The organism is Cobetia sp. PDI-23MA (assembly GCF_059507735.1).
In genome coordinates this window covers 1,050,513-1,071,524 of sequence record NZ_CM183352.1, presented here as the reverse complement: position 1 = coordinate 1,071,524, position 21,012 = coordinate 1,050,513, and the positions used below count along the sequence as shown (strand labels likewise).

The following is a 21,012-nucleotide window of genomic DNA, read 5'->3' as shown; positions in this document are numbered from 1 at the left end:
GACAGCCATGAGTCTCTCGACCCGCACAGCCGCCATGCCGCAAGCGTGCAGCGCGTCTGCCTCGCCGCGCACTTCAACGTCGCACAAGGGCCGCTTCGGCGGCCTGCTGGCAGGCTTGCTGATGCTCGGCACACTGGCGGGCTGCACGACTGCCGCCACCGGTGGCGCCTATCTACTGCCACAAACGACACAGGCGAGTGCCGCACAGCGCAGTATTGCCGCCGATGCCCCCCTGCTGGAAGTGATGCCGGTGCAACTGGCCAGCTACCTGGAAGGCGGCAGCCTGGTCTATCAGACGGACGACATCACGCTGGTACAGGCCAGCCAGAACCTGTGGGCCGATGACCTGCAGGACATGCTGACCCGCCAGCTGTTGACGCAGCTCAAAGCCAGCCCCGCCCAGCCGCTGAGCCAGTACCGTATCGCGGATACCAGCCTGAGCGGCCTCAAGGGCGCACGCCTGAGCGTCAGCCTGGATCGCTTCATCGGCCGCCATGATGGCCAATCCGTCATCACCGGTCGCTGGCGTCTGCGCGGCGTGGATGGCAGCATACTGGAGGAAGGCGACATCCAGACGCTGACTCCCCTGACGGATGACGGCTATCCAGCGCTGGTCAATAGTCTGGGCGAAGGCTGGCGTGTGACCGGCGAGCAGTTGGCGCGTGAGATCGCCAAGGCACTGCCCGCCACGGCGGATGCCAGCTGACGACCCGACGGCCTGATAGAAAAGAGCACGGTAAGATACCCAGAAAGCTGAATGTCCAAAAAAGAAGCCCCCCGGCGGATTCCGTCGGGGGGCTTCGTGTCTGGCTGCTATCTGGCCTCAGCCTTGCTGGGGCAGCACCAGCTCACCATCACGGATCTCGAAGCGCTTCACGTCCGGCTTGGCCTCGAGACGCACGGTGCGGGTCTCATCCCCCATGTCGACCTTGACGTCGTAGCCGACCACCTTGTCTGACGCGTCCTGCACCGTTTCGCAGCGCTGCTCGGTCGTGGTGTAAGTGTCGCCCTTCTTCATCTGGCTCTGTATCTGGTTGCCGGCATAACCGCCACCCACGGCACCCGCGGCTGTCAGCACCTTCTTGCCATTGCCACCGCCAAACTGATTGCCCACCACACCGCCGACGATCGCGCCGACCGCCGTGCCGACGACATTGTGGGTGTCCTTGCTGGGCGCCTGATGCGTCACGGTCTCGTTGTGACAGACCTCGCGCGGAGTGGTCACGGTTTCCGTCACGGCATCCACCGCCACGATATCGGCATATTCAGGGCCTGAGTTGCTGGCCGTATAGCTGCCGATCGCCACTCCACCACCAATACCCAGTGCAGCCACGATCGCGCCAATCAGGATGGACTTGTTCATGCGTGTTCTCCTCACCGAATAGTGTTGCAGCCTGGCTCGTCGGCCGTCAGCCCCGCCTCTGGATGAGACTTGAGGGGCTTGCCGCTGCGTTCGGGGAGTAATCTAACACTGTTCGACAAACATCGGTAATGTGGCAACTTCACCACCCGATCGTCGCCATTTCGCAACATCGGGCATGGAAAAGCCAATTTCTACGCTAGATCATGCTTTATATTAGCAATTCCTTGGTGGGTAGGCATGCAGTGAGAAAACCCCATTCACCGCCCTGGCGCAGACTCGGACTGTACGAGTCGGACAGAACGAACAGGGCCGGTGCGAGCGTTTCAGCTCGCACCGGCCCTGGCTTTGATGGCCCAGACCGCAAGTCACTCAGTCCCGCTGATTGGCCGTGATGGACACGGCTTCATCGTTGCAGAACTGCACGCGGACATCTTCCCACCAATTCAGCAGACGGCAGGATGTGTCATCGGCAATCGTCTCGCTGATATCACTGGGCTTGCCCAGCAACGAGATGGCCTGAGCCTCGCTCATGCCCTGCACCAGATAGCCATCATCCAGCGCTGAACGGATGCGGTACTGGCGCTGACTCTCCTCACGTGCTGCCAGGGCACGCTCCTTCTCACGCGCCAGGCGCTGTGCGGTCGGGTCTTCGCCAGAGGTGTTCTCTATCACGTCAGCGGCGGGCACCACCGTCAGCGAATCATCCAGCGTGACGGGGGCATCGCCCTGCTGACAAGGCTGCTGCTGCCAGGTGGGCACCCCTGCCTGAACACAGCGAAAGATGCTGTTGCTGGCCTTGGCGGCAGGCGGCAGAGAGGGTGTCGCCGGGTCGGCAATCACTTGCGCCCGAGGCGCCTGCCCGTCACTCGAAGACGCTGCAGCATTCGGCGACTCCTCCGCCTGAACCGCCGCAAGCGGCATACCACTGACCAACGCCGTCACCAGCATTCCCCGCAAGAGCCGGCGCGACAACCGGCGTGAAACGCTGCCACAGGAATCCATCATCAGCTTGTCTCTCCGCTTGGTGAGAGCGTGGATCATGCATGGATATCACGCCCAATCAGGTGAAATGGCAAAGCCATCATCCTTGCGTCAGCGCTTCCACTGATAGACCTCATCGGCGGTCTGCACATCGTCATGGTCATTGACATCAGAGCGGCTGGGGATCGAGGCTGCTTCGCCTGATCCATCGCCCGAAGTGTCCGGTGGCAGCATGCCTGGCATGGCCAGCCTGTCGCGGTCGGGGCGGTGGTCGTGATCAGACGGCTCGATCTGATCAAGGCTGGCTGCGCCGTGATCGGGCGCATCCCAGACGGTGACCACCCGATTGCGCCCTTCGCGCTTGGCACGGTACATGGCCTGATCGGCACGCTGCAGAAGATCAGGCAACAGCGATTCCGCACATGCCGCTGGCCCGCCCTGGGCCGCTCCGATACTGATGGTGACCCGCAACAACTGCCCATTGCTCAGCGTGAAGGCACGACTGTTGATCGATAGCAGCAGACGTTCGGCGACGTGCTTGAGACCATCCCTGTCATCTGTCGGGCACAGCGCCACGAACTCTTCTCCCCCCTGGCGGCACAGCTGATCACTGCCGCGCAGATGGTGACGCAGTCGTTGCGTCAGCTCTATCAGCACCTCATCGCCAATCGCATGCCCTTGGGTATCATTGATGGCCTTGAAGTGATCGACATCGATCATCAACACTCCCAGGCCACCACGGCTCAACAGACGCGGCCCCTCTTCCAGCAAGGCAAAACGAGACAGTGCCCCCGTCAACTGGTCATGGCGCAAGTCACGACGGTAGCGCTTCTCGCGCTGCTCAGCCTCCCACCCGATCTGAACGGCCACCACCGCGATGAAGGTGACGGAAATCATCAGGTTGACGACACTGGCCAGCGACATGAACTCGTAGGAGACGATATAGACCGGGCTGGTGAGATATTGGGAGCCGATATAGAACAGCAGCAGAACACCACTGAACAATAGCCGTTGAATGCGTGACAGGAACGCGATACAGATGAAGAAGATGGCGACGATATGGAAATACTCGAAGCCGCCCTCGGCGCCGAACTGGTATTCCCACCATGCCGCCTTGGCTGACATCGGCACCACCAGCAACAGCAACGCGGAATTCATGTAGCCCTTGCGGTGGAACAGGATGGCCAGGACGTTGAGCAGGACGCCGATGACATTGATCACCACTGGCTGCGGATAAGGCTGCAGACCCAGCAGAGCGAAGTAGCCCAGCTGGCAGCCGAGCGCACTGATATAGATCCACATGAACAACTGATAAAGCGCGAGGTGCCGCTCGGCCAGCCCCGCCGGAGCTGGCCACCGCCACTTCATGTTGACCGTGCGCAAGACACCCAGCCGACTTCCCGGTTTGCGACGGCGATCTGCTTTCGCCATGATTCCTTCCTCATTTACGGCACTTCCCGTGTGCCTCCGCTGTGCTCTACCTGATGATATTGCCTGTCTATTCTATCTCACGCTGCTGTATGAAACGTGACGGCCTTTTTCATTGCGTATCCTTCAAGGCATGCAGCGCAGTCAGGCATATGATTCACGCATACTAGGCATTCTCCCCTGCGAGACTGGCAATCCCATCACGGCGACGTGGCTCACGTAGCAGGCGCCTGAGCGTGAAGCATCAGCAATCTCGAGGATCAGCAGTCGCAGATTCTCACAAAGCGGGCCTTGTGGGTGACTTGCAGAGTAGTTCAGAGAAGATTTAAGCCCTAGATTCAGTCGTGATGATGACCGGGCTGGAAAAAGCCCGTGACCAGTCAATAGTACTCTTGAGCATGGCAATACTGACATCTCGTCGCCAGCCTGCATGCCCCACACCACTTGGCACTCGGGCCCTCCTTGACGTCTGAAGCAAGAACCGGGCAGACAATCGCCCGCCTTCGTGACACCATCGGCGCCTGGACATGGCAATAGCCGCCACCCACTTTTCCCCGCCGCTTCTAGAGAAGAGAGACTGTAATGGACGCGACCACTCTGACACGCGACTTCCACCTGTGGCAGCGTTTCTCCAAGCAAGACCGCCTGGAACGTGAACATCGTGCTGCCCGCCGCAAGATCGCCGAAGCTGGCACCATGGCGACACGCATGATCAAGGCCTATGAAAGCATGGCCGCCAAGGGCGCCTCCGAGAATGCATGCTATCGCACCATCTACAAGCAACGCGATTCACAGGGGGAGCTCATGGTGCGCGAAGGCTGGCTCAAGGTGCGTCGAGTGGTCGCGGAAGGCGGCACCACGCGTCTTCGCGGCACGCTGATGACGACGTTCAGCCTGCTGGATGGCGAGCAGGAACCCGCCGATGCCAGCGTCGAGAAACTCACGCTCGAGGTGTATGACGAAATCGTCGCCGGCACCAAGATGAAGCTGGCCTGCAAGGTGGACCGTTGCGACGCCGATGACCAGACGGACTTCATCACCTTCCTGGATGCCGTACGCGGCGACCTCAAGCAGTGGGTGTGACGCACCCGGGCGTGTACGCCAGCCCCTGATGAAGGGATAACTCCCTGAATCGGCTCAATGATGCCCACTCGCCTCGTGCAGTGGGCATCATTACCGTCAGGAGCAAGGAAACTGCTGACTCATGCCAATTCCGGCCTGCCGGAGGAGTATTTGTTTCCGAAATGGAATCTATTTATTTCCTACCTCGCACCGACAGCGGCAGATATTGACCTGATAGATCGAAATTCCTGTCACTGTTGCGACAGTAGCAACCTGAAGTTACCCATCGTGCAGAAAACTCCTGGCCCTCACCTGACTCATAGTACGCAGAACATGCTCGTTATCTGGTTACAGGAGTCAGTCCATGAATGCCATTGCACCGTCGGCTTACCACACCCTCGACGTCGAAACGCTCTCTCATGTCACCTCCGCTCGTCTGCCTTTGCAGCCGATCGGCAACATCACCATGGATAGCCCGGCCAGTGAGCTGGTGACGGACTTTGCCATTACTGCCGGTCGCAGCATTCAGGGCAGCGCCTCCATCGGTCAGGCACTGGCGACCATGAAACAGGCCGGGGTGCGCCTGTTGCTGGTACACGATCATGATGGCACCTTCACCGGTGTGGTGACCTCGCGTGAGCTGCAGGGTGGCCGAGTCGTGATGCGCGCCATGACCCGCTTCAATGTCCAGCGCGACGAAGTCACTACCGACATGGTGCAGATACCTCGCGCGGAGCTGCAGGGCATTCCTCTCGCCGTGCTCAAGCGCGCCCGCGTCGGGGACCTGGTCGAGACGCTGCGTCAGAGCGGCGAATCCCACCTGCTGGTAACCGAGCAGGGCGACGGTGGCAAGCCGAGCGTGCGCGGTCTGGTCGCCGCCTCCCGCGTCGGCAAGGCCTTGGGGCTCGATCTGGAACATCCGCCGGAAGCACGCAATTTCGCTGATATCTGCCGGGCCGTGCTGGGCAAGTACGAGTGACCCGACTCGGGGATGCAGTGTTCTCAGTCATCTGCCTGACCGAGCTGTCATGAAAACGTGCCATGACAAGATGATTTATCCTCGGACTGGAGCTTGATTCGGGAAAAATGCTCACAGACGGCGTATGATGTGGCTATCAGAGCGAGATATCACTTGGCAGGCAGCATGGCAGCGCCTGTCGGTCAGAGAGATGACTCGGGCTCTGACGGATATGCTCAGCCAACGGATGGTGTAGATGAGGATTTCAGCCATGCCATTACGCTCACTGCGAGATCATCTTTTCAAGCAGCGCCACGTCGAGGTGCTTGTCATCAAACAGATTGATGGCGAGCTCGTGCATGTGTGTGGTGCTGGCATCCTGGAAGGCAACGGCAGCGTCAGTCACAAGCGGCGTGAGCTGCAGCGTGACAACCATGCCTTCCCGGTGCGCATGCATGATGGCAACCAGGTACTTCAGCCGGACGACTTCAATCGTCTGGTGCTGCTGGAGGAAGTGACGCTGCACCCCCTTGGCTGCCAGCCGAAGGAAGCCATCTCACTGGAGGTGGCGGGTCATCGCTATCGCGTCGCGCATACCCCCATGCGCTGCTGGCACTTCAGTGGGCACCTCGTGCTGGAGCGCACGCCCCAGGGCATGCTGCTGAGCACCGAGGACATGACCCTGATTCGCGCCAAGGCGAGTCGCCAGCCGGTCTCCAATACGGTACGCGCCAATACCGGGCGCCTGCAGAAGACGCCCGCATGGCGCAATGTCGCTCCCCGCGGCCACGACGTGCATGCCGACGGTGCCATGACGCGTCAACGCGCGGCAGCACAAAGGATCGATAGCCCGGCACACGAGCTGGAGCTTGAACCCAAATACTGATCGTTCCGGTACCGGCAAGCGGCCCATCACCACGGGGCATTGAGCGCAAGCACCTCAAGACAGATACATTGAGACAGAACGCTCGGCAATTGCCGGGCGTTCTGCTGTCCAGGGCCCGGCTCGAGGAAGACCTACTGGAGGAAGACCGGTTCGAGGCAAGACAGCTTGAGCATATGCCGGTATTCTCACAGACCTGTCCTCTCGTTCAGGTTTCCTCATGCGCCGAATGCCAGCATTCCTATTCCTGCTCATCCTGATTCTGGTCGCCCTGAACCTGCGTCCGGCGCTGTCATCCTTGGCACCCCTGCTGGATCGCATCACCCAGGACCTGGGCCTGAGCACGCTGGCAGCGGGCCTTCTCACCACACTGCCCGTCGTCTGCCTGGGGCTGTTCGCCCCACTGGCCCCGCGCCTGGCCCGCCGCCTGGGGGTTGAGCGCACCCTCAGCCTTGCCTTGGTCATTCTCGGCATCGCCCTGTGGTTGCGGGCCAGTGACATGGCACTGCTGCTCTATCTCGGCACCCTGTTATGTGGCGGCAGCATCGGCGTCGCTGGCACCCTGCTGCCCGCCATCGTCAAGCGTGAGCATCCTGAACGAGCCGATCTGTTCACCGGCGTGTACACCATGGCGCTATGTCTTGGTGCTGCGCTGGCCGCGGGACTCAGCGTGCCACTGGCCAATCTTCTCGACAGCTGGCAAGCCTCATTGGCCTGCTGGGCGCTGCTTGTAGTGATCGCGCTTCCCGCCTGGCGCCTGAGCATGCCCCACCCGTGGCCAGAGATGACCACCAGCCATCAGCAGGCTACCCCTCGCCTGTGGCATCAACCGCTGGCCCGTCAGGTCACCTTCTTCATGGGCTGCCAGTCTTCCCTGGCCTATATCGTCTTTGGCTGGCTACCTTTCCTGCTCCAGCAACGCGGTCTGAGCGATATCGAATCCGGCTGGCTGATGGCCGCCTCGGTGATGGCACAGGTGCTTACCGCCCTGTTGGCCCCCGTGATCGGCCGCATGGGGCGCGACCAGCGCCCCGCCATCCTGCTGCTGCTGTCCTGTACCGCCATCGGCCTACTGGGACTGATGATCGGGCCGCTGTCATTGCGCTGGCTGTTCGCCGTGCTGCTCGGTTTCGGCCAGGGGGGGCAGCTTCTCGATGGCATTGACGTTGCTGGTGCTGCGCACCTCCGATGCACGTCTGGCAGGCGCCCTCTCCGGCATGGCACAAGGCACCGGCTACATGCTGGCCGCTCTCGGGCCACTCGCCGTCGGCATTCTGCTGGAAATCACGGCCGATCTGCGCGTGATCGCATCGCTGTTCGCGCTGATCCTGCTGAGTGCCGCCATGCTTGGCTTCCAGGTCGGCAGACGTCGCCGTATCTGCCTGCGCGAGGATGGCAGCACCGAAGTGGTCGACGGCTGACATCTCCCCCACAGAGTGAGGCAAGGCCCACCAAGGTATCAATATTATCTGTCATTCATGCCTGCATGATGGATTTTGTCGATACTACATGTCGTTGAAATTTATATATTCCGAATGTCTCATTTGGATTCCTCTGGTGTCGCTCTACCCTTTGAGCTCTCTTTGTAAAGCAACGAACATTGCGCCCCGCCATGTTCGAACAGCTCGCCATGTCGAACTGCTCTGCAATGGTCACCGGCCAGGCAATGTTCGACCCGCTTCGCAACGAGCCCCGCATAACAACAAGCTCACACCCAGAGGCACAGGCTCATGTCCTTCGAAAGGATCCGATTGTCCTCCCCCTGCTCGGGAGACACCTCATGCTGTCATTGATCGGCGTTGCCATCATCGTCATCGGCCTGGCACTGCGCCTCAATGCGCTGCTGGTGGTGCTGGTGGCAGGCTTCTCCTCCGGCCTGGTGGCCGGCATGTCACCGACTGAAATTCTCGCCGCGCTCGGTCAGGCCTTTACCGACAACCGCGCCGTCTCGCTGTTCATCATCACCCTGCCGGTGATCGGGCTGCTCGAGCGCAATGGCCTGCGCGATCAGGCCGAGCATCTGGTCCAGAAACTGCGGGCCGCCAGCGCCGGGCGCATCTCCTTCAGCTACCTGGTGCTGCGCAAGGCAACCAACGCCTTCGGCCTGCAGCTCGGTGGCCACCCGGCGATGATCCGGCCGCTGGTCGCCCCGATGTCAGTCGGCGCCGCCGAACGTGATCTCCCCGAAGAGGCGCTGAGCTCGCCACGCTTCAAGGCCCTGAGCCAGCGCATACGCGTTCTGAATGCCGTCAGCGAGAACTTCGGCAACTTCTTCAGTCAGCTGATCTTCGTGGCTTCAGGCGGGTTGTTGCTGATCAAGAGCGTGCTCGACAAGAGCGGCGCCAGCGTCAGCCTGGCCGACATGGCGCTGTATGCCATTCCCACCGCGCTGGTGTCATTGGTGGTGGTCTTCGTGCTCTGCCGCCGGCTGGACGCGCGCATTCGCCGTGAACATCAGCTGCTGCGCGAGAAATACCCTAATCCCTCGGGCCAGGCCAACGCGACACCGGGCAAGGGCACCTTCACCACTTCTGCGACGGAGAGCCACTCATGAACGGTATCGACGCTCTCTACCTGATTACCGGCTTCGCCATCATGGCCTTTGCCGTCCTGACGCTCACCGATCGTGATCATCCGCGCAGACTCGGCACCAGTGCCTTCTGGCTGATCTTCGGCATCAGCCTGGCATTTGGCCAGTGGCTGCCCGATGTCGTGGTCGGCCTTGCCATGCTGGCGCTGGCGCTGCTGGCCGCCACCGGCCAGCTCGGTCTCGGCCACTACGGCCAGTTGAGCGATGAGGCGCGTCAGGCGCGCCGCAAGCGTCTCGGGTCGCGCCTGTTCATCCCCGCACTGGTGATTCCGGTCGGCACCTTCCTTTACACCCTCACGACAGGCCAGAGTGCGCTGGTCGGCCTGGGCGTCGCGACGGTACTGGCCTTTGCCGTGGCATTGCTGCTGCTGCGCGAGAGCCCGGCGACCGGCATGCAGGAAGGTCGCCGCCTGGCCGATGCCATCGGCTGGGCCGCCATCCTGCCGCAATTCCTGGCCGCCCTTGGCCTGCTGTTCGATCAGGCCGGAGTCGGCCAGACCATCGCCGGGCTGGTCTCGAGCGTGGTGCCGGACACCAGCCTGATCGTCTGCGTGATTGCCTACTGCGTCGGCATGGCCGTGTTCACCATGCTGATGGGCAACGGCTTCGCGGCCTTTGCGGTCATCACCTCCGGCATCGGCTATCCGCTGGTCATCGCGCTGCATGGCGGCAACCCGGCCATCGTCGGCGTGCTGGGCATGCTGTCCGGCTACTGTGGCACGCTGATGACGCCCATGGCCGCCAACTTCAACATCGTGCCGGCCGCCCTGCTGGAACTGGATGACCGCTACCACATCATTCGCGCACAGATACTGCCTGCGCTGGTCATGCTGGCCGCCAACATCAGCCTGATGCTGCTGCTGGCCTTCTGATCTCCCACTCTTACCCGCGCATCGATCACCGCCAGCAGTGACCCGCGGTGATCGATGCCAGCCAAGGAATTTCCTCATGCGTCGTCTGCTACTCTGCGGCTTCGAGCCCTTCGGCACGGATAGCGTCAATCCTGCCCTCAAGATCATCGAGCAACTGGATGGCCAGAGACTGGCCATGCAAGGCCAGCCCGATGAGCGCTTCGAGATCATCACCTGCCGGGTGCCGGTGACACGCTACGCCGCGATTGACAGCGTCATCGAGGCCATCGGCCAGCACGCCCCTGACACCGTGATCATGCTCGGCCAGGCCAGTGGTCGCAGCGCCATCACCCCGGAGCGGGTCGCCATCAACCTGGATGACTATCGCATCAAGGACAACGGCGGCCACCAGCCGGTGGATGAGCCCATCGAAGCTGGCGGCCCGGATGGCTGCTTCACCACCCTGCCGATCAAGGCGATGGTCAACGACCTCCAGGCAGCGGGCCTTCCCGCCAGCGTCTCCTACACGGCAGGCACCTTCGTCTGCAACCACCTGTTCTATGGGGTGCAGCGCCATCTGGCGGATAGCCCCATCCGCTCCGGCTTCGTGCATATCCCGGCGCTGCCCGAGCAGAGTATCGATGGCCGCCTGCCGACCATGAGCCTTGAAAGCATGCTCGAAGGCGTACGGGTGATGTGCGTCAGCGCCATGTCCCATCAGGAGGATGCGCGTATCGGCGGCGGCAATATCAGCTGAGCACCTCCCGTGCGTCGCGGCTGAACGCCCGACTCCGACAGCTCCCCTGCAAGCCGGCATGCGTTACAATGCCGGCTTTCCCATTTCTGGCAGGTGGACACGATGACTCCCGAGACGCACATCCTGGTGCTGTATACCGGCGGCACGCTGGGCATGGTGGAAAGTGAGCAAGGACTGGTGCCTGCCGGTGACTTCGATGCACGTCTGCGTGCAGCACTGGAACAGCTGCCTCCCAGCCGTCGTAGCCGTCTGCCCGCCTTCACCCTGCGCGAATTTCCGCAGCTGATCGACTCCTCCTCCGCGACACCGGCGGACTGGCACACCATCGCCAGCCAGATCGCGGATGCCTACGACAGCTTCGATGGCTTCGTCGTGCTGCAGGGCACCGATACTCTGGCCTGGACGGCCTCCAGCCTCGCATTCCAGCTCAAGGGCACCGCGCGTCCGGTGATCATCAGTGGCGCACAGTTGCCGCTGGAAGCCGAGCACAGTGACGCCTTGGGCAATGTCGAGCTGGCACTCACCGCCGCCGCCCAGCCGACCCTCAATGAAGTCGTGGTCGCCTTTGGCGGACAGTTGCTGCGTGGCGTGTGCACCCGCAAGTGGTACACCCAGGACCACCGCGGCTTCACCACGCCCAATGCACCACTGCTGGGCGAATGGGTCGATGACCGTGTCGTGCTCTACCCCGGCCGCCTGATGGATGACCAAGGCCCCGCCTTCGAGCTGCCCGACTATGCCCGCCTCGGCAAGGACAGCATCATTCGCCTGCCGCTCTACCCCGGCATCAGCGCCGAGAGCGTGCGTGTGCAGTTGATGCGCCCGGAGGTCAAGGGCGCCGTGCTGGAGCTGTGGGGTAGCGGCAATCTGCCGGAGGACAGCGAGCTGTTGGAGGTATTGGCCGATGCACGCGGCGAAGGCAAGTTGCTGGCCGGTATCAGTCAATGTCCGCATGGGCCGGTCACTATCGGTCACTATGCGGCCGGTGCGGGACTGGCCACCGTCGGCGCGCTGTCAGGCGATGACATGACGCTGGAGGCGGCCTTCACCAAACTGCTGCATCTGGTGGCGCTCGATCAGGATGAGGACTGGCAGCGCGAGCGCTTCCTGATGCCACTGGTCGGCGAGCGTGCGAGCGGCCTGCTGTAGCGAGATGACCTCATTGGCTTAATGACAACGAAAAGCCCCGACAGGCCAGCCTGTCGGGGCTTTTTTTCGTGCGGACGATTAGCGACTCGCCAACGTGCGATGGCGTCAATCGCTCCTCAACCGGTGTTGCGCAGACCAGCCGAGATACCGGCCATGGTCACCATCAGCGCGCGTGACAGCTCGGCGGAGATGGCGCCATCGGCGTCGCGGTTACGCTGCAGCAGCTCGGCCTGCAGACCATGCAGCGGGTCGATGTAAGGATTGCGCACATCGATAGCCTGACGAATCAACGGCATATGCTCAAGCAGTGCCTGTTGATCGCGGATCTCCAGCACCACCTTCTCCAGGCGCTCGAGACGATCACGCAGCGATTGCCCCAGCGCCTTCAGGGCCGGCTCATCGACCAGACGCTGCTCGTAGTAGGCCGCCGTCGAGAGATCGGCCTTGGAGAGCAGCATCTCCAGCATGTCGACATAGGTGGAGAAGAACGGCCAGTCGTTCATCATCTCGCGCAGCACTTCCAGGCCGCCCGCTTCCTGCATGCGCGTGGCGAAGGCCTCGCCACTGCCCAGCCAGGCGGGCAGCATCAGACGAATCTGGGTCCAGGCGAAGATCCACGGGATCGCACGCAGCGTCTCGACGCCACCATCCTGACGACGCTTGGCGGGGCGCGAACCCAGCGGCAGGTGTGCCAGCGCGGTCTCCGGTGTTACCGAGCGGAAGTACGGCACGAAGTTCGGGTCTTCACGCACCACGCCCACATAGGCCTTGTGCGCGATACCGGCCAGGCGATCCATCTCGTCGCGCCATTGCGGCTTGGGCGCCGGCGGCGGCAGCATGCTGGCTTCCAGCACCGCGCAGACATAGATCTCCATCGAGCGACTGGCGATGTCCGGCAGGCCGAACTTGAAACGAATCATCTCGCCCTGCTCGGTAACACGCAGCGAGCCGGTCACCGAGCCCGGTGGCTGGGACAGGATCGCCGCATGCGCCGGGCCGCCGCCACGACCGACCGTACCACCACGGCCGTGGAACAGGGTCAGTTCGACACCGTGACGCTTGGTGACTTCCACCAGCGTTTCCTGGGCGCGATACTGTGCCCAGGCGGCCGCCAGCTGACCGGCGTCCTTGGCGGAGTCGGAGTAACCGATCATCACTTCCTGACGGTCACCGGCCTGCTCGCGATAGATCGGCATGCTCAGCAGCGTGTCGATGACGGGGCCTGAGCGGTCCAGATCATCCAGCGTCTCGAACAACGGCGCGATCGGTAGACGCACATCACCGCCGATCTCCTTCATCAACAGTGCCACCGCCAGCACATCGGAGGCCTGACCGGCCATCGAGATGATGTAGGTGCCCAGCGCCTCGCGATGCTCGCGCGCGATGACCTTGAAGGTATCCAGCACCTCGCGCGTGTCGGTGGAGCATTCCCAATGGCGCGGGATCAGCGGGCGACGGCTAGCCAACTCCTTGCTCAGGAAGTCACAGCGCTGCTGCTCATCCCACTCGAAATAGCTGCCCAGCCCCAGCGTCTGACTCAGTTCATCGAAGACCTGCGCGTGGCGCGTGCTTTCCTGGCGGATATCGAGCTTGGTCAGGGTGACACCGAAACAGGCCACGCGACGCAGGGTGTCGAGCAGAGCGCCATTGGCGATGGTGTCCAGCCCCACGTCGCACAGAGAGCGGTAGCAGGCCAGCAGCGGCGTATACAGCTGCTCACGGGTCTCGATGATGTCGACACCTTCGTGGCGCTTGCCGTCTAGGCCCGCCTTGGCCCAGTCGCGGGTGCTTTCCATGCGCAGGATCAGGCGGCGCAGGATCTCGCGATAGGGCTCAGCCACATCGCCGGCCTCGGCACGCAGGGCAGCCGTGCACTTCCACATCGACAGCTCCGACTTGAGCTGTTCGAGATCGCGCAGATAGAGGTCCGCTGCCATCCAGCGACCCAGCAGCAACACGGTCCGCGTCACGCTGGCGGTGACATTGGGGTTACCGTCGCGGTCACCGCCCATCCAGGAGGCGAAGCAGATCGGTGCGGCGTCCAGCGGCAGACGCTCACCGGCGGCGTCCAGCGTCATCTCGTCAAGCTGACGGTGGAAGTCCGGCACCGCTTGCCACAGCGAGTTCTCGATGGTGGCAAAGCCCCACTTGGCTTCATCCACCGGGGTCGGACGCTCGTGACGGATCTCGTCGGTATGCCAGGCCTGGCTGATCAGCTCGGTGAGGCGCGCACGCGCGAGGGTCGCCTGTTCCGGGCGATCACAGGCGCCTTCCATCTGGGTCAGACAGCCCTCGATGGCATCGTATTTCTGGATCAGGGTGCGGCGGATGACTTCCGTCGGGTGCGCCGTCAGCACCAGCTCGACGCGCATCGCCGAGAGCTCCTCGACGATCTTCTGTGCGCTGAAGCCCCGCTCGCGAATGCGCGTGATCAGCTCGCCGAGGTCCGGCTGGCTGCCGGGGCGATAATCCTCGACGCGCTTGAAGCGGCCACGGTAGTGCTGCTCGGCGATGTTGGAAAGGTTCAGGAACTGGTTGAACGCCCGGGTGACGGGCAGCAGATCGGCGTCCGGCAGATCACGCAGATAGTCGATGAGCTCATGCCGGGCGGCCTGATCGCCCTGCTGGCCCTGTTTGGCCAGGGCACGGATGCGCTCGATGCGTGCGACGAAGTCATCGCCGAGGTCGGCCGCGATGGTCTGGCCGAGGTTGTCACCGAGAATACGCACGTTATCGCGCAACGATTCATGCAAGTCGTGACTCATGAAACCCTCCTTGGGAGTGACGGTGCTGCCGCGGTCATCTTCCCCTGTCACCAGGGGCACACAGTCAGATAGCTGACAACAGATTCCCTCATTGCGCAAAGACACCTGATGACAACCGGCTGAGGGAAGACACCGGCCTGGCGCTGGTGAAGACACTGGCGCGAAACGGAAAGACCCGCGGCGCAGCAGACCGGAAAGCAGGACAAGACTCGCGTCCTGATCGCTTCCCCTCAGCATACGACCGCGGGCCTCGGCTCCACAATCCGACTATCGCGTAAACTTACTACATTTTTCCAGATGCCCTTTTCCCAATACGCTGCGACGACGCTCCATCACCGAACCAGCGGCGTCACTGGGCGTGCGGCTGACGTCGCACCCTCGCCCTGCCGCGCCTGCTCAGCCGCACGCTCCTGGCGCTTGGCCTCATCCCAGTGCGCATCCATCTCGGCAAGCGACGCCTCTTCCAGCGTGCGCCCTTGCCCTGCGATCGCGGCTTCCACATGGCGGAAGCATGATTCGAAGCGCGCATTGGTAGCGCGCAGCATCTGCTCCGGGTCCGCCTTGAGGGTGCGCGCGAGATTGACGACCGCGAACAGCAGATCCCCGACCTCCTCACGCGCATGGGCCGTATCGCCCTCGGCCAGCGCTTCCTCGACTTCGCCGAGCTCCTCACGGATCTTGGCCAGCACGCCACTCGTGTCCGGCCAGTCAAAGCCCGAACGCGCGGCCTTCTTGGAGAGCTTGGCCGCCCGCGTCAGCGCCGGCAGACCAAGTGGCACGCCATCCAGCACGCTGTCGCCGGCAGTCTGGCTGACAGGCGCGTCAGCGGTCTCCTGCTGCTTGAGCGACTCCCACTGGGCATTGAGCGAGACTTCATCGACCTCATGAGTGGCGATACCCTCGCGGCGCGACGCGAGGGTGCCATCCGGGAAGACATGCGGATGGCGGTGCAGCATCTTCTCGGTCAGCACATGGATCACGTCGTGGAAATCGAAGTGTTGCTGCTCACTGGCGATCTGGGCGTAGAAGACGCCCTGAAACAGCAGGTCACCCAGTTCCGCCGGCAACTCCTCGAGCACGCTGGCATCGGCCGCGGCGCGCTCGATGACATCGGCGACCTCATAGGCCTCCTCCAGGGTATGCGGCACCAGACTCGCGTAATCCTGGCGGCTGTCCCAGGGGCAGCCGTACTGCGGATCACGCAGCACGGCCATCAGGGTCAGCAAGTCATCGAGGGTGTAGCGCGTATCGGCTTGCCTGCCTGCATCGACATCGACATCGACACTGGCATCGAATCGGCGACTCATGCCTTGTCGCCCCCGACCCGCAGGCGCTTGACGTCGATGATGTTGGGCAGCTGCTGGATGCGGGCGAACACGCGCCCCAGCACATCAAGATTCTCGACTTCCAGCGTGATCTTGAGGGTGGCGATGTTGTCGAGCTGATCGGTGCGCGTGTTCACTGACAGCACATTGACCTTGTCGCCGCTCAGCACGTTGGTGACATCACGCAGCAGGCCGGAGCGGTCCCAGGCCTGGATCTCGATATCCACCGGATACTGGTTGCGCGAACGCTGGCCCCAGTCGACATCGACGATGCGACGCGGCTCGTCCGAGCGCAACTGGATCAGGTTCGGGCAGTCCTGACGGTGCACGGTCACGCCGCGCCCCTGGGTGATGAAACCGGCGATCTGATCGCCCGGTACCGGGTGACAGCAGTTGGCCATGGTGGTCTTCAGATTGCCGACCCCCAGCACCATGACGGCGTCAGGCTTTTCCTTGCCCTGCGGCTTGCGCTGGCGCAGCAGACGCTCGAGCTGCTCCTGATCATCGGTATCACCGAACAGCTGCTGGGCCTGATGCAGCACCTGGCCGACGCGCAGATCGCCCGCGCCGATGGCGGCGTACATGTCATCACGCGTCGGGTAATTGACGGCGTTGGCCAGCTTGTCACGGTCGAGGTTCTCCAGCGCCAGCCGCGAGAATTCCTTCTCGAGCAGCGCCTTGCCCTCATCGACATTCTGATCGCGTGCCTGCAGCTTGAACCAGGTCTGGATCTTGGCGCGGGCCCGCGAGGTGCGCACGTAGCCCAGATTCGGGTTGAGCCAGTCGCGGCTCGGGCCACCCTTGGTGGCGGTCAGGATCTCGACCTGCTGGCCGGTCTTGAGCTTGTAGGTCAGCGGCACGATGCGACCGTCGACCTTGGCCCCCCGGCAGCGATGGCCGACCTCGGTATGCACGCGGTAGGCGAAGTCGATCGGCGTCGCGATCTTGGGCAGGTCGATGACATGCCCCTCCGGTGTGAAGACGTAGATGCGGTCCGGCGCGACGTCGGAGCTCAGCCCCTGACGGATCGCCTCCTGGCCGCCGTTCTCGCCGACTTCGTCCTGCCATTCGAGCACCTGACGCAACCAGGCGATCTTGTCTTCGTAACTGCGACTCTTGTGACCGACATCGTGGCCCTTGTAACGCCAGTGGGCGCATACGCCCAGCTCCGCCTCCTCGTGCATGTCGAAGGTACGGATCTGGATCTCGATGACCTTGTTGCTCGGTCCCACCACCGCAGTGTGCAGCGACTGGTAGCCATTCTTCTTGGGGTTGGCGATATAGTCGTCAAACTCATGCGGCACGTGGTGCCAACGCGAGTGGACGATCCCCAGCGCCGTGTAGCAATCGCTGACTGTGCCGACCAGAATCCGTACCGCGCGCACGTCATACACCTGGGAGAAGGCGATGCGCTTGATCTTCATCTTCCGCCAGATGGAGTAGATGTGCTTGGCGCGGCCCGCGACATCGAAGTGCTTGATGCCCTGCTCGCTCATCAGGGTGCGCAACTCGACCAGCAGATCGGCGATGTAGTGCTCACGCTCCAGGCGCTTCTCGGACAGCTGCCTGGCGATGGTCTTGTATTCATCCTCCTCGCGGTAGCGGAAGGACAGATCCTCCAGCTCCCACTTGAGCTGACCGATGCCCAGGCGGTGCGCCAGCGGCCCGTAGATATCGAAGACTTCTCTGGCCACGCGCATGCGCTTCTCGCGCGGAGCATCCTTGACGTGACGCAGGGCAACGGTACGTTCGGCGATCTTGATCAACGCGATGCGCACGTCATCGATCATCGACACCAGCATCTTGCGCAGGTTGTCCTGCTGGTCATGCTGCGCCATGCCATGACTCGGCGCCTGCAGCTGACTGATGGCGGCCATGTTGAGCACGCCATCTATCAGGCGGGCCACTTCCTTGCCGAAATGCTTCTCGATGGCCTCAAGCCCCAGATGCCCTTCACGTACCGCGCGATAGAGCACGGCCGCGACCAGTGCCGGTTGGTCAAGCTTGAGTTCCGACAGGATGTCGGCCATCTCGAGACTGAAACGGAAACTGCGCAGCGGCTCGCGCCACGGCTTGTCACCGCGGGCGTCCGCCTCGCGTGCCACCTTGAGCGCCACTTCACAGGCCTGCACCATGACCTCGGCATTCACCGACGGGACTTCCTCGCGCAGTCGCGCGACCCACACCGGGATGTCCACACCACCGCTATCGGTCAGCGGCTGATCTTCGCGCACCTTGACCATGACCCTATGTCCTTGAATTACTTGCCATCTTGATGGCAGTACCCGAAGGCACCGCCTCAGTCTTCCGCCCGTTCCAGCAGCAACATCGACTCCAGATGTGCCGTGTGAACGAACATGTCCGCCATCAGGGCGCGCGTGACGCGATAACCGGCGTCCTGCAACAGCCGGGCATCACGCATCAGCGTGGTCGGGTCACAGGCGATGTACAGCACACGCTGCGGCACTCGGCTGACCCTCCCGGCATGCAGATCACGTGCCAGCTCCTCGCAGAGAGGCTGGGCGCCATCACGCGGCGGGTCTAGTACCAGAAGGTCGATACCCTCGAGTGATGGCAGGGCCTTGCTCAGGTCCGCTCGACGTGCGCTCACCTGAGCCAGTCCGTTGGCTTCGGCATTGACCCTCAGCTGATCGACCATGCCCTGACTGCCCTCGATGCCTGTCACCTCGCTGGCACCGGCCGCGGCAGCCGCCAGGGTCAGGTTGCCGACACCGGCGTAGAGATCCATCACCTTGAGACCACTGACATCGCCCAGCCATTCGAAGGCGGTGTCGATCAGACGCTGATTGAGCGCCGCATTGACCTGCACGAAGTCGCCCGGCGAGAAGGCAAGGCGCAGCGTCGTTGCGCCGACACTCAGTGAATACGCGGCATTCGGCGTACCCGACAGCCACTCCAGCACCACCGGATCACGCCCGACCCGCCAGCCGACCACCAGGCCGTGCTGCTCGGCGAAGGCCTGCCAGCGCTGCGCATCACGCGGCACCGCCTTGAGCTGGCGCACCACCACGATGACCTGCCCTTCAGCAGCGGTCAGCTCCAGATGGCCCAGACGCCTGGGCGCCTCGAGGCTTTCGATCAGCTCACGCAGCGGCGCGAGCAGGCGGTCCAGCTCCGGCACCAGCACGCTGCAGGTGGTGATGTCGACCAGCTGGTTGCTGCCACGTCCGCGGAAGCCTAACTGCAACTCGCCCGCATCGGTCACGCGTACGCCGATACGCGCGCGACGGCGATAACGGCTCTCATCATCGCCCAGCGGCTGAATCTCGGGCAGCGTCACGCCATTGCGTGTCGCATGTTCGCCCAGCACCTGCACCTTATGGGTGCGTTGGGCATCCAGCGCCATATGCTGCAGGTCACAGCCACCACAGCTGCCGAAATAGGCACAGGGCGGCGTCACGCGACTGTCAGCCGCGTTGTCACGTGCACGCACATGCGCCTCATTGAAGCGCTTGTGGGTGCGGTGGATGGCCAGCGTCACGCGCTCACCGGGCAGGGCCTGATCGATGAACTGGGTCTTGCCGCTCTCGTCATGGGCAATGCCGCGCCCGTCATGAGCGAGGCGGTCGACCGTCAGCCACTGGCTGTCGGCGTCGCTGGCATTGCGAGTGCCACGACTGGCCACTTCCTTCTCACGACGGGTCGGCTTGCGCGCCGGTCGTTTCTGTCCGAGCAGCGCCATCAGGAACACTCCCCCGTGACGGCTTCATTGTGGGGCGTGTCCTGCTGAGTCATGTCATCGCCCTGGGTATAGAGGCCTGTCGAGAGGTAGCGGTCTCCCCGATCACAGACGATGAACACGATGACCGCATTCTCGACCTGCTCGGCGAGCTTGAGCACGCCTGCCAGCGCACCACCGGAGGAGACACCGGCCAGAATGCCTTCTTCACGCGCCAGACGACGCATGCAGACTTCGGCCTCGTGCTGGCCGATATCCAGCGTGCGGTCGATGCGTGAGGCATCGAAGATCCGCGGCAGATACTCGGCAGGCCAGCGACGGATACCCGCGATGCTGGCGCCTTCGGCAGGTTGCAGGCCGACGATCTCGATGGCCGGATTCTGCTCCTTCAGATAGCGCGAGGTGCCCATGATGGTGCCGGTGGTGCCCATCGAGGACACGAAGTGCGTGATGCGTCCGTGGGTCTGCTGCCAGAGTTCCGGCCCGGTGGTGCGGTAATGCGCCAGCGGATTGTCCTGGTTGGCGAACTGATCCAACGCCTTTCCCTCGCCACGCGCGATCATCGCCTCGGCCAGGTCCCGCGCATGCTCCATGCCATCGGCTTCGATCAGCGTGGCCCCGTAGGCCCCCATCGCCTGCTTGCGCTCGCTGGAGGCACTGGCCGGCATCACCAGCACCATGCGGTAGCCCTTGATGGCCGCCGTCATGGCCAGCGCGATGCCGGTATTGCCGGAGGTCGCTTCGATCAGGGTGTCGCCGGGTGCGATCTCGCCGCGCGCTTCCGCCTCCTCGAACATGGAAAGCGCCGGACGATCCTTGACCGAGCCGGCGGGGTTGTGACCCTCCAGCTTGGCCAGCAGCACATTGTTGCGGCCCGCGGTGATGCGCGTCAGGCGCACCAGCGGCGTATTGCCGACGACATCTGCAAGACTGGGATAATCGGACGCGCCAGGGATGGCGTCACCGGGGGTTTCGCTGAGATGAGACATGAGAGGCAGACTCCAGAGACGCCGCGCCCGGACAGCCGAATGACAGCGGTCAGGCGCTGGCATCGGGACCAAGGACGAACGGGGGCCGCGTCGGGGTGTAGATGATGCGCGCAGTATATCGCTCCCGCCCAGCCCTGTCAGGGCGCTCGCCATCGCTTCGCTCATGAGCGCGAGGTATGCTTGCCGCTGATGCTCGTTCGCCCTTTGACGA

General features: G+C 63.0%; 17 protein-coding genes. 9 read left to right on the top strand and 8 right to left on the bottom strand.

The genetic code is table 11. From position 1 onward, the window contains the following. The first annotated feature begins 7 nt into the window (after window positions 1-7). The gene (locus tag AC5WNJ_RS04605) at window positions 8-706 is read left to right on the top strand and encodes a PqiC family protein (protein ID WP_495930503.1); all 699 of its coding nucleotides are present in this window, start codon (window positions 8-10) and stop codon (window positions 704-706) included. Between the two features lie 117 nt (window positions 707-823). On the opposite strand, the gene AC5WNJ_RS04600 is transcribed toward AC5WNJ_RS04605, so the two are convergent. The 3 genes from AC5WNJ_RS04600 to AC5WNJ_RS04590 all read right to left on the bottom strand — a co-directional run bounded on the left by AC5WNJ_RS04600 (window position 824) and on the right by AC5WNJ_RS04590 (window position 3,775). Then, on the bottom strand, window positions 824-1,363 hold the full coding sequence (locus AC5WNJ_RS04600; protein WP_253062650.1) for a glycine zipper 2TM domain-containing protein: 540 nt from the start codon (window positions 1,361-1,363) through the stop codon (window positions 824-826). A gap of 369 nt (window positions 1,364-1,732) precedes the next feature. Continuing rightward, window positions 1,733-2,368, bottom strand: a complete 636-nt coding sequence (locus AC5WNJ_RS04595; protein ID WP_495930502.1) for a hypothetical protein — start codon at window positions 2,366-2,368, stop codon at window positions 1,733-1,735. A gap of 87 nt (window positions 2,369-2,455) precedes the next feature. Beyond that, window positions 2,456-3,775 carry a GGDEF domain-containing protein gene (locus AC5WNJ_RS04590; RefSeq protein ID WP_253062646.1) on the bottom strand — a complete coding sequence of 440 codons (1,320 nt, stop codon included), beginning with the start codon at window positions 3,773-3,775 and terminating at the stop codon, window positions 2,456-2,458. A 579-nt stretch (window positions 3,776-4,354) separates the two neighbouring features. On the opposite strand from AC5WNJ_RS04590, the gene AC5WNJ_RS04585 reads away from it, so the two are divergent. The 8 genes from AC5WNJ_RS04585 (at window position 4,355) to AC5WNJ_RS04550 (ending at window position 12,022) form a co-directional block, all read left to right on the top strand. Then, the gene (locus AC5WNJ_RS04585; protein ID WP_495930501.1) at window positions 4,355-4,855 is read left to right on the top strand and encodes a hypothetical protein; all 501 of its coding nucleotides are present in this window, start codon (window positions 4,355-4,357) and stop codon (window positions 4,853-4,855) included. A gap of 343 nt (window positions 4,856-5,198) precedes the next feature. After that, the gene (locus tag AC5WNJ_RS04580; protein ID WP_495930500.1) at window positions 5,199-5,813 is read left to right on the top strand and encodes a CBS domain-containing protein; all 615 of its coding nucleotides are present in this window, start codon (window positions 5,199-5,201) and stop codon (window positions 5,811-5,813) included. Window positions 5,814-6,063: 250 nt separating this feature from the next. After that, on the top strand, window positions 6,064-6,678 hold the full coding sequence (locus tag AC5WNJ_RS04575) for a hypothetical protein (protein ID WP_495930499.1): 615 nt from the start codon (window positions 6,064-6,066) through the stop codon (window positions 6,676-6,678). A 226-nt stretch (window positions 6,679-6,904) separates the two neighbouring features. Then, the gene (locus AC5WNJ_RS04570) at window positions 6,905-8,194 is read left to right on the top strand and encodes an MFS transporter (protein ID WP_495930498.1); all 1,290 of its coding nucleotides are present in this window, start codon (window positions 6,905-6,907) and stop codon (window positions 8,192-8,194) included. 261 nt (window positions 8,195-8,455) lie between these two features. Continuing rightward, window positions 8,456-9,229, top strand: a complete 774-nt coding sequence (locus AC5WNJ_RS04565) for a DUF969 domain-containing protein (protein WP_253062631.1) — start codon at window positions 8,456-8,458, stop codon at window positions 9,227-9,229. Further along, a complete protein-coding gene (locus AC5WNJ_RS04560; protein ID WP_495930497.1) occupies window positions 9,226-10,137 on the top strand; it encodes a DUF979 domain-containing protein in 912 nt (303 codons plus the stop codon). Before AC5WNJ_RS04565 ends, AC5WNJ_RS04560 begins: the two co-directional genes overlap by 4 nt. Before the next feature lie 76 nt (window positions 10,138-10,213). After that, entirely contained in the window at window positions 10,214-10,873 is a 660-nt protein-coding gene (gene pcp, locus AC5WNJ_RS04555) for a pyroglutamyl-peptidase I (protein ID WP_176676461.1), read from the top strand. A 102-nt stretch (window positions 10,874-10,975) separates the two neighbouring features. Further along, entirely contained in the window at window positions 10,976-12,022 is a 1,047-nt protein-coding gene (locus AC5WNJ_RS04550; RefSeq protein WP_495930496.1) for an asparaginase, read from the top strand. Window positions 12,023-12,138: 116 nt separating this feature from the next. On the opposite strand, the gene ppc is transcribed toward AC5WNJ_RS04550, so the two are convergent. The 5 genes from ppc to cysM all read right to left on the bottom strand — a co-directional run bounded on the left by ppc (window position 12,139) and on the right by cysM (window position 20,801). Next, entirely contained in the window at window positions 12,139-14,787 is a 2,649-nt protein-coding gene (ppc, locus tag AC5WNJ_RS04545; protein ID WP_495930495.1) for a phosphoenolpyruvate carboxylase, read from the bottom strand. Window positions 14,788-15,119: 332 nt separating this feature from the next. Next, the gene (gene mazG, locus AC5WNJ_RS04540; protein ID WP_495930494.1) at window positions 15,120-16,094 is read right to left on the bottom strand and encodes a nucleoside triphosphate pyrophosphohydrolase; all 975 of its coding nucleotides are present in this window, start codon (window positions 16,092-16,094) and stop codon (window positions 15,120-15,122) included. Continuing rightward, entirely contained in the window at window positions 16,091-18,355 is a 2,265-nt protein-coding gene (gene relA, locus AC5WNJ_RS04535) for a GTP diphosphokinase (protein ID WP_176676457.1), read from the bottom strand. Before relA ends, mazG begins: the two co-directional genes overlap by 4 nt. Before the next feature lie 56 nt (window positions 18,356-18,411). Beyond that, complete coding sequence (locus tag AC5WNJ_RS04530; RefSeq protein ID WP_495930493.1) at window positions 18,412-19,815, bottom strand: RsmD family RNA methyltransferase; 1,404 nt, start codon at window positions 19,813-19,815, stop codon at window positions 18,412-18,414. Further along, entirely contained in the window at window positions 19,815-20,801 is a 987-nt protein-coding gene (cysM, locus tag AC5WNJ_RS04525) for a cysteine synthase CysM (RefSeq protein ID WP_495930492.1), read from the bottom strand. Before cysM ends, AC5WNJ_RS04530 begins: the two co-directional genes overlap by 1 nt. Between the last annotated feature and the right edge of the window lie 211 nt (window positions 20,802-21,012).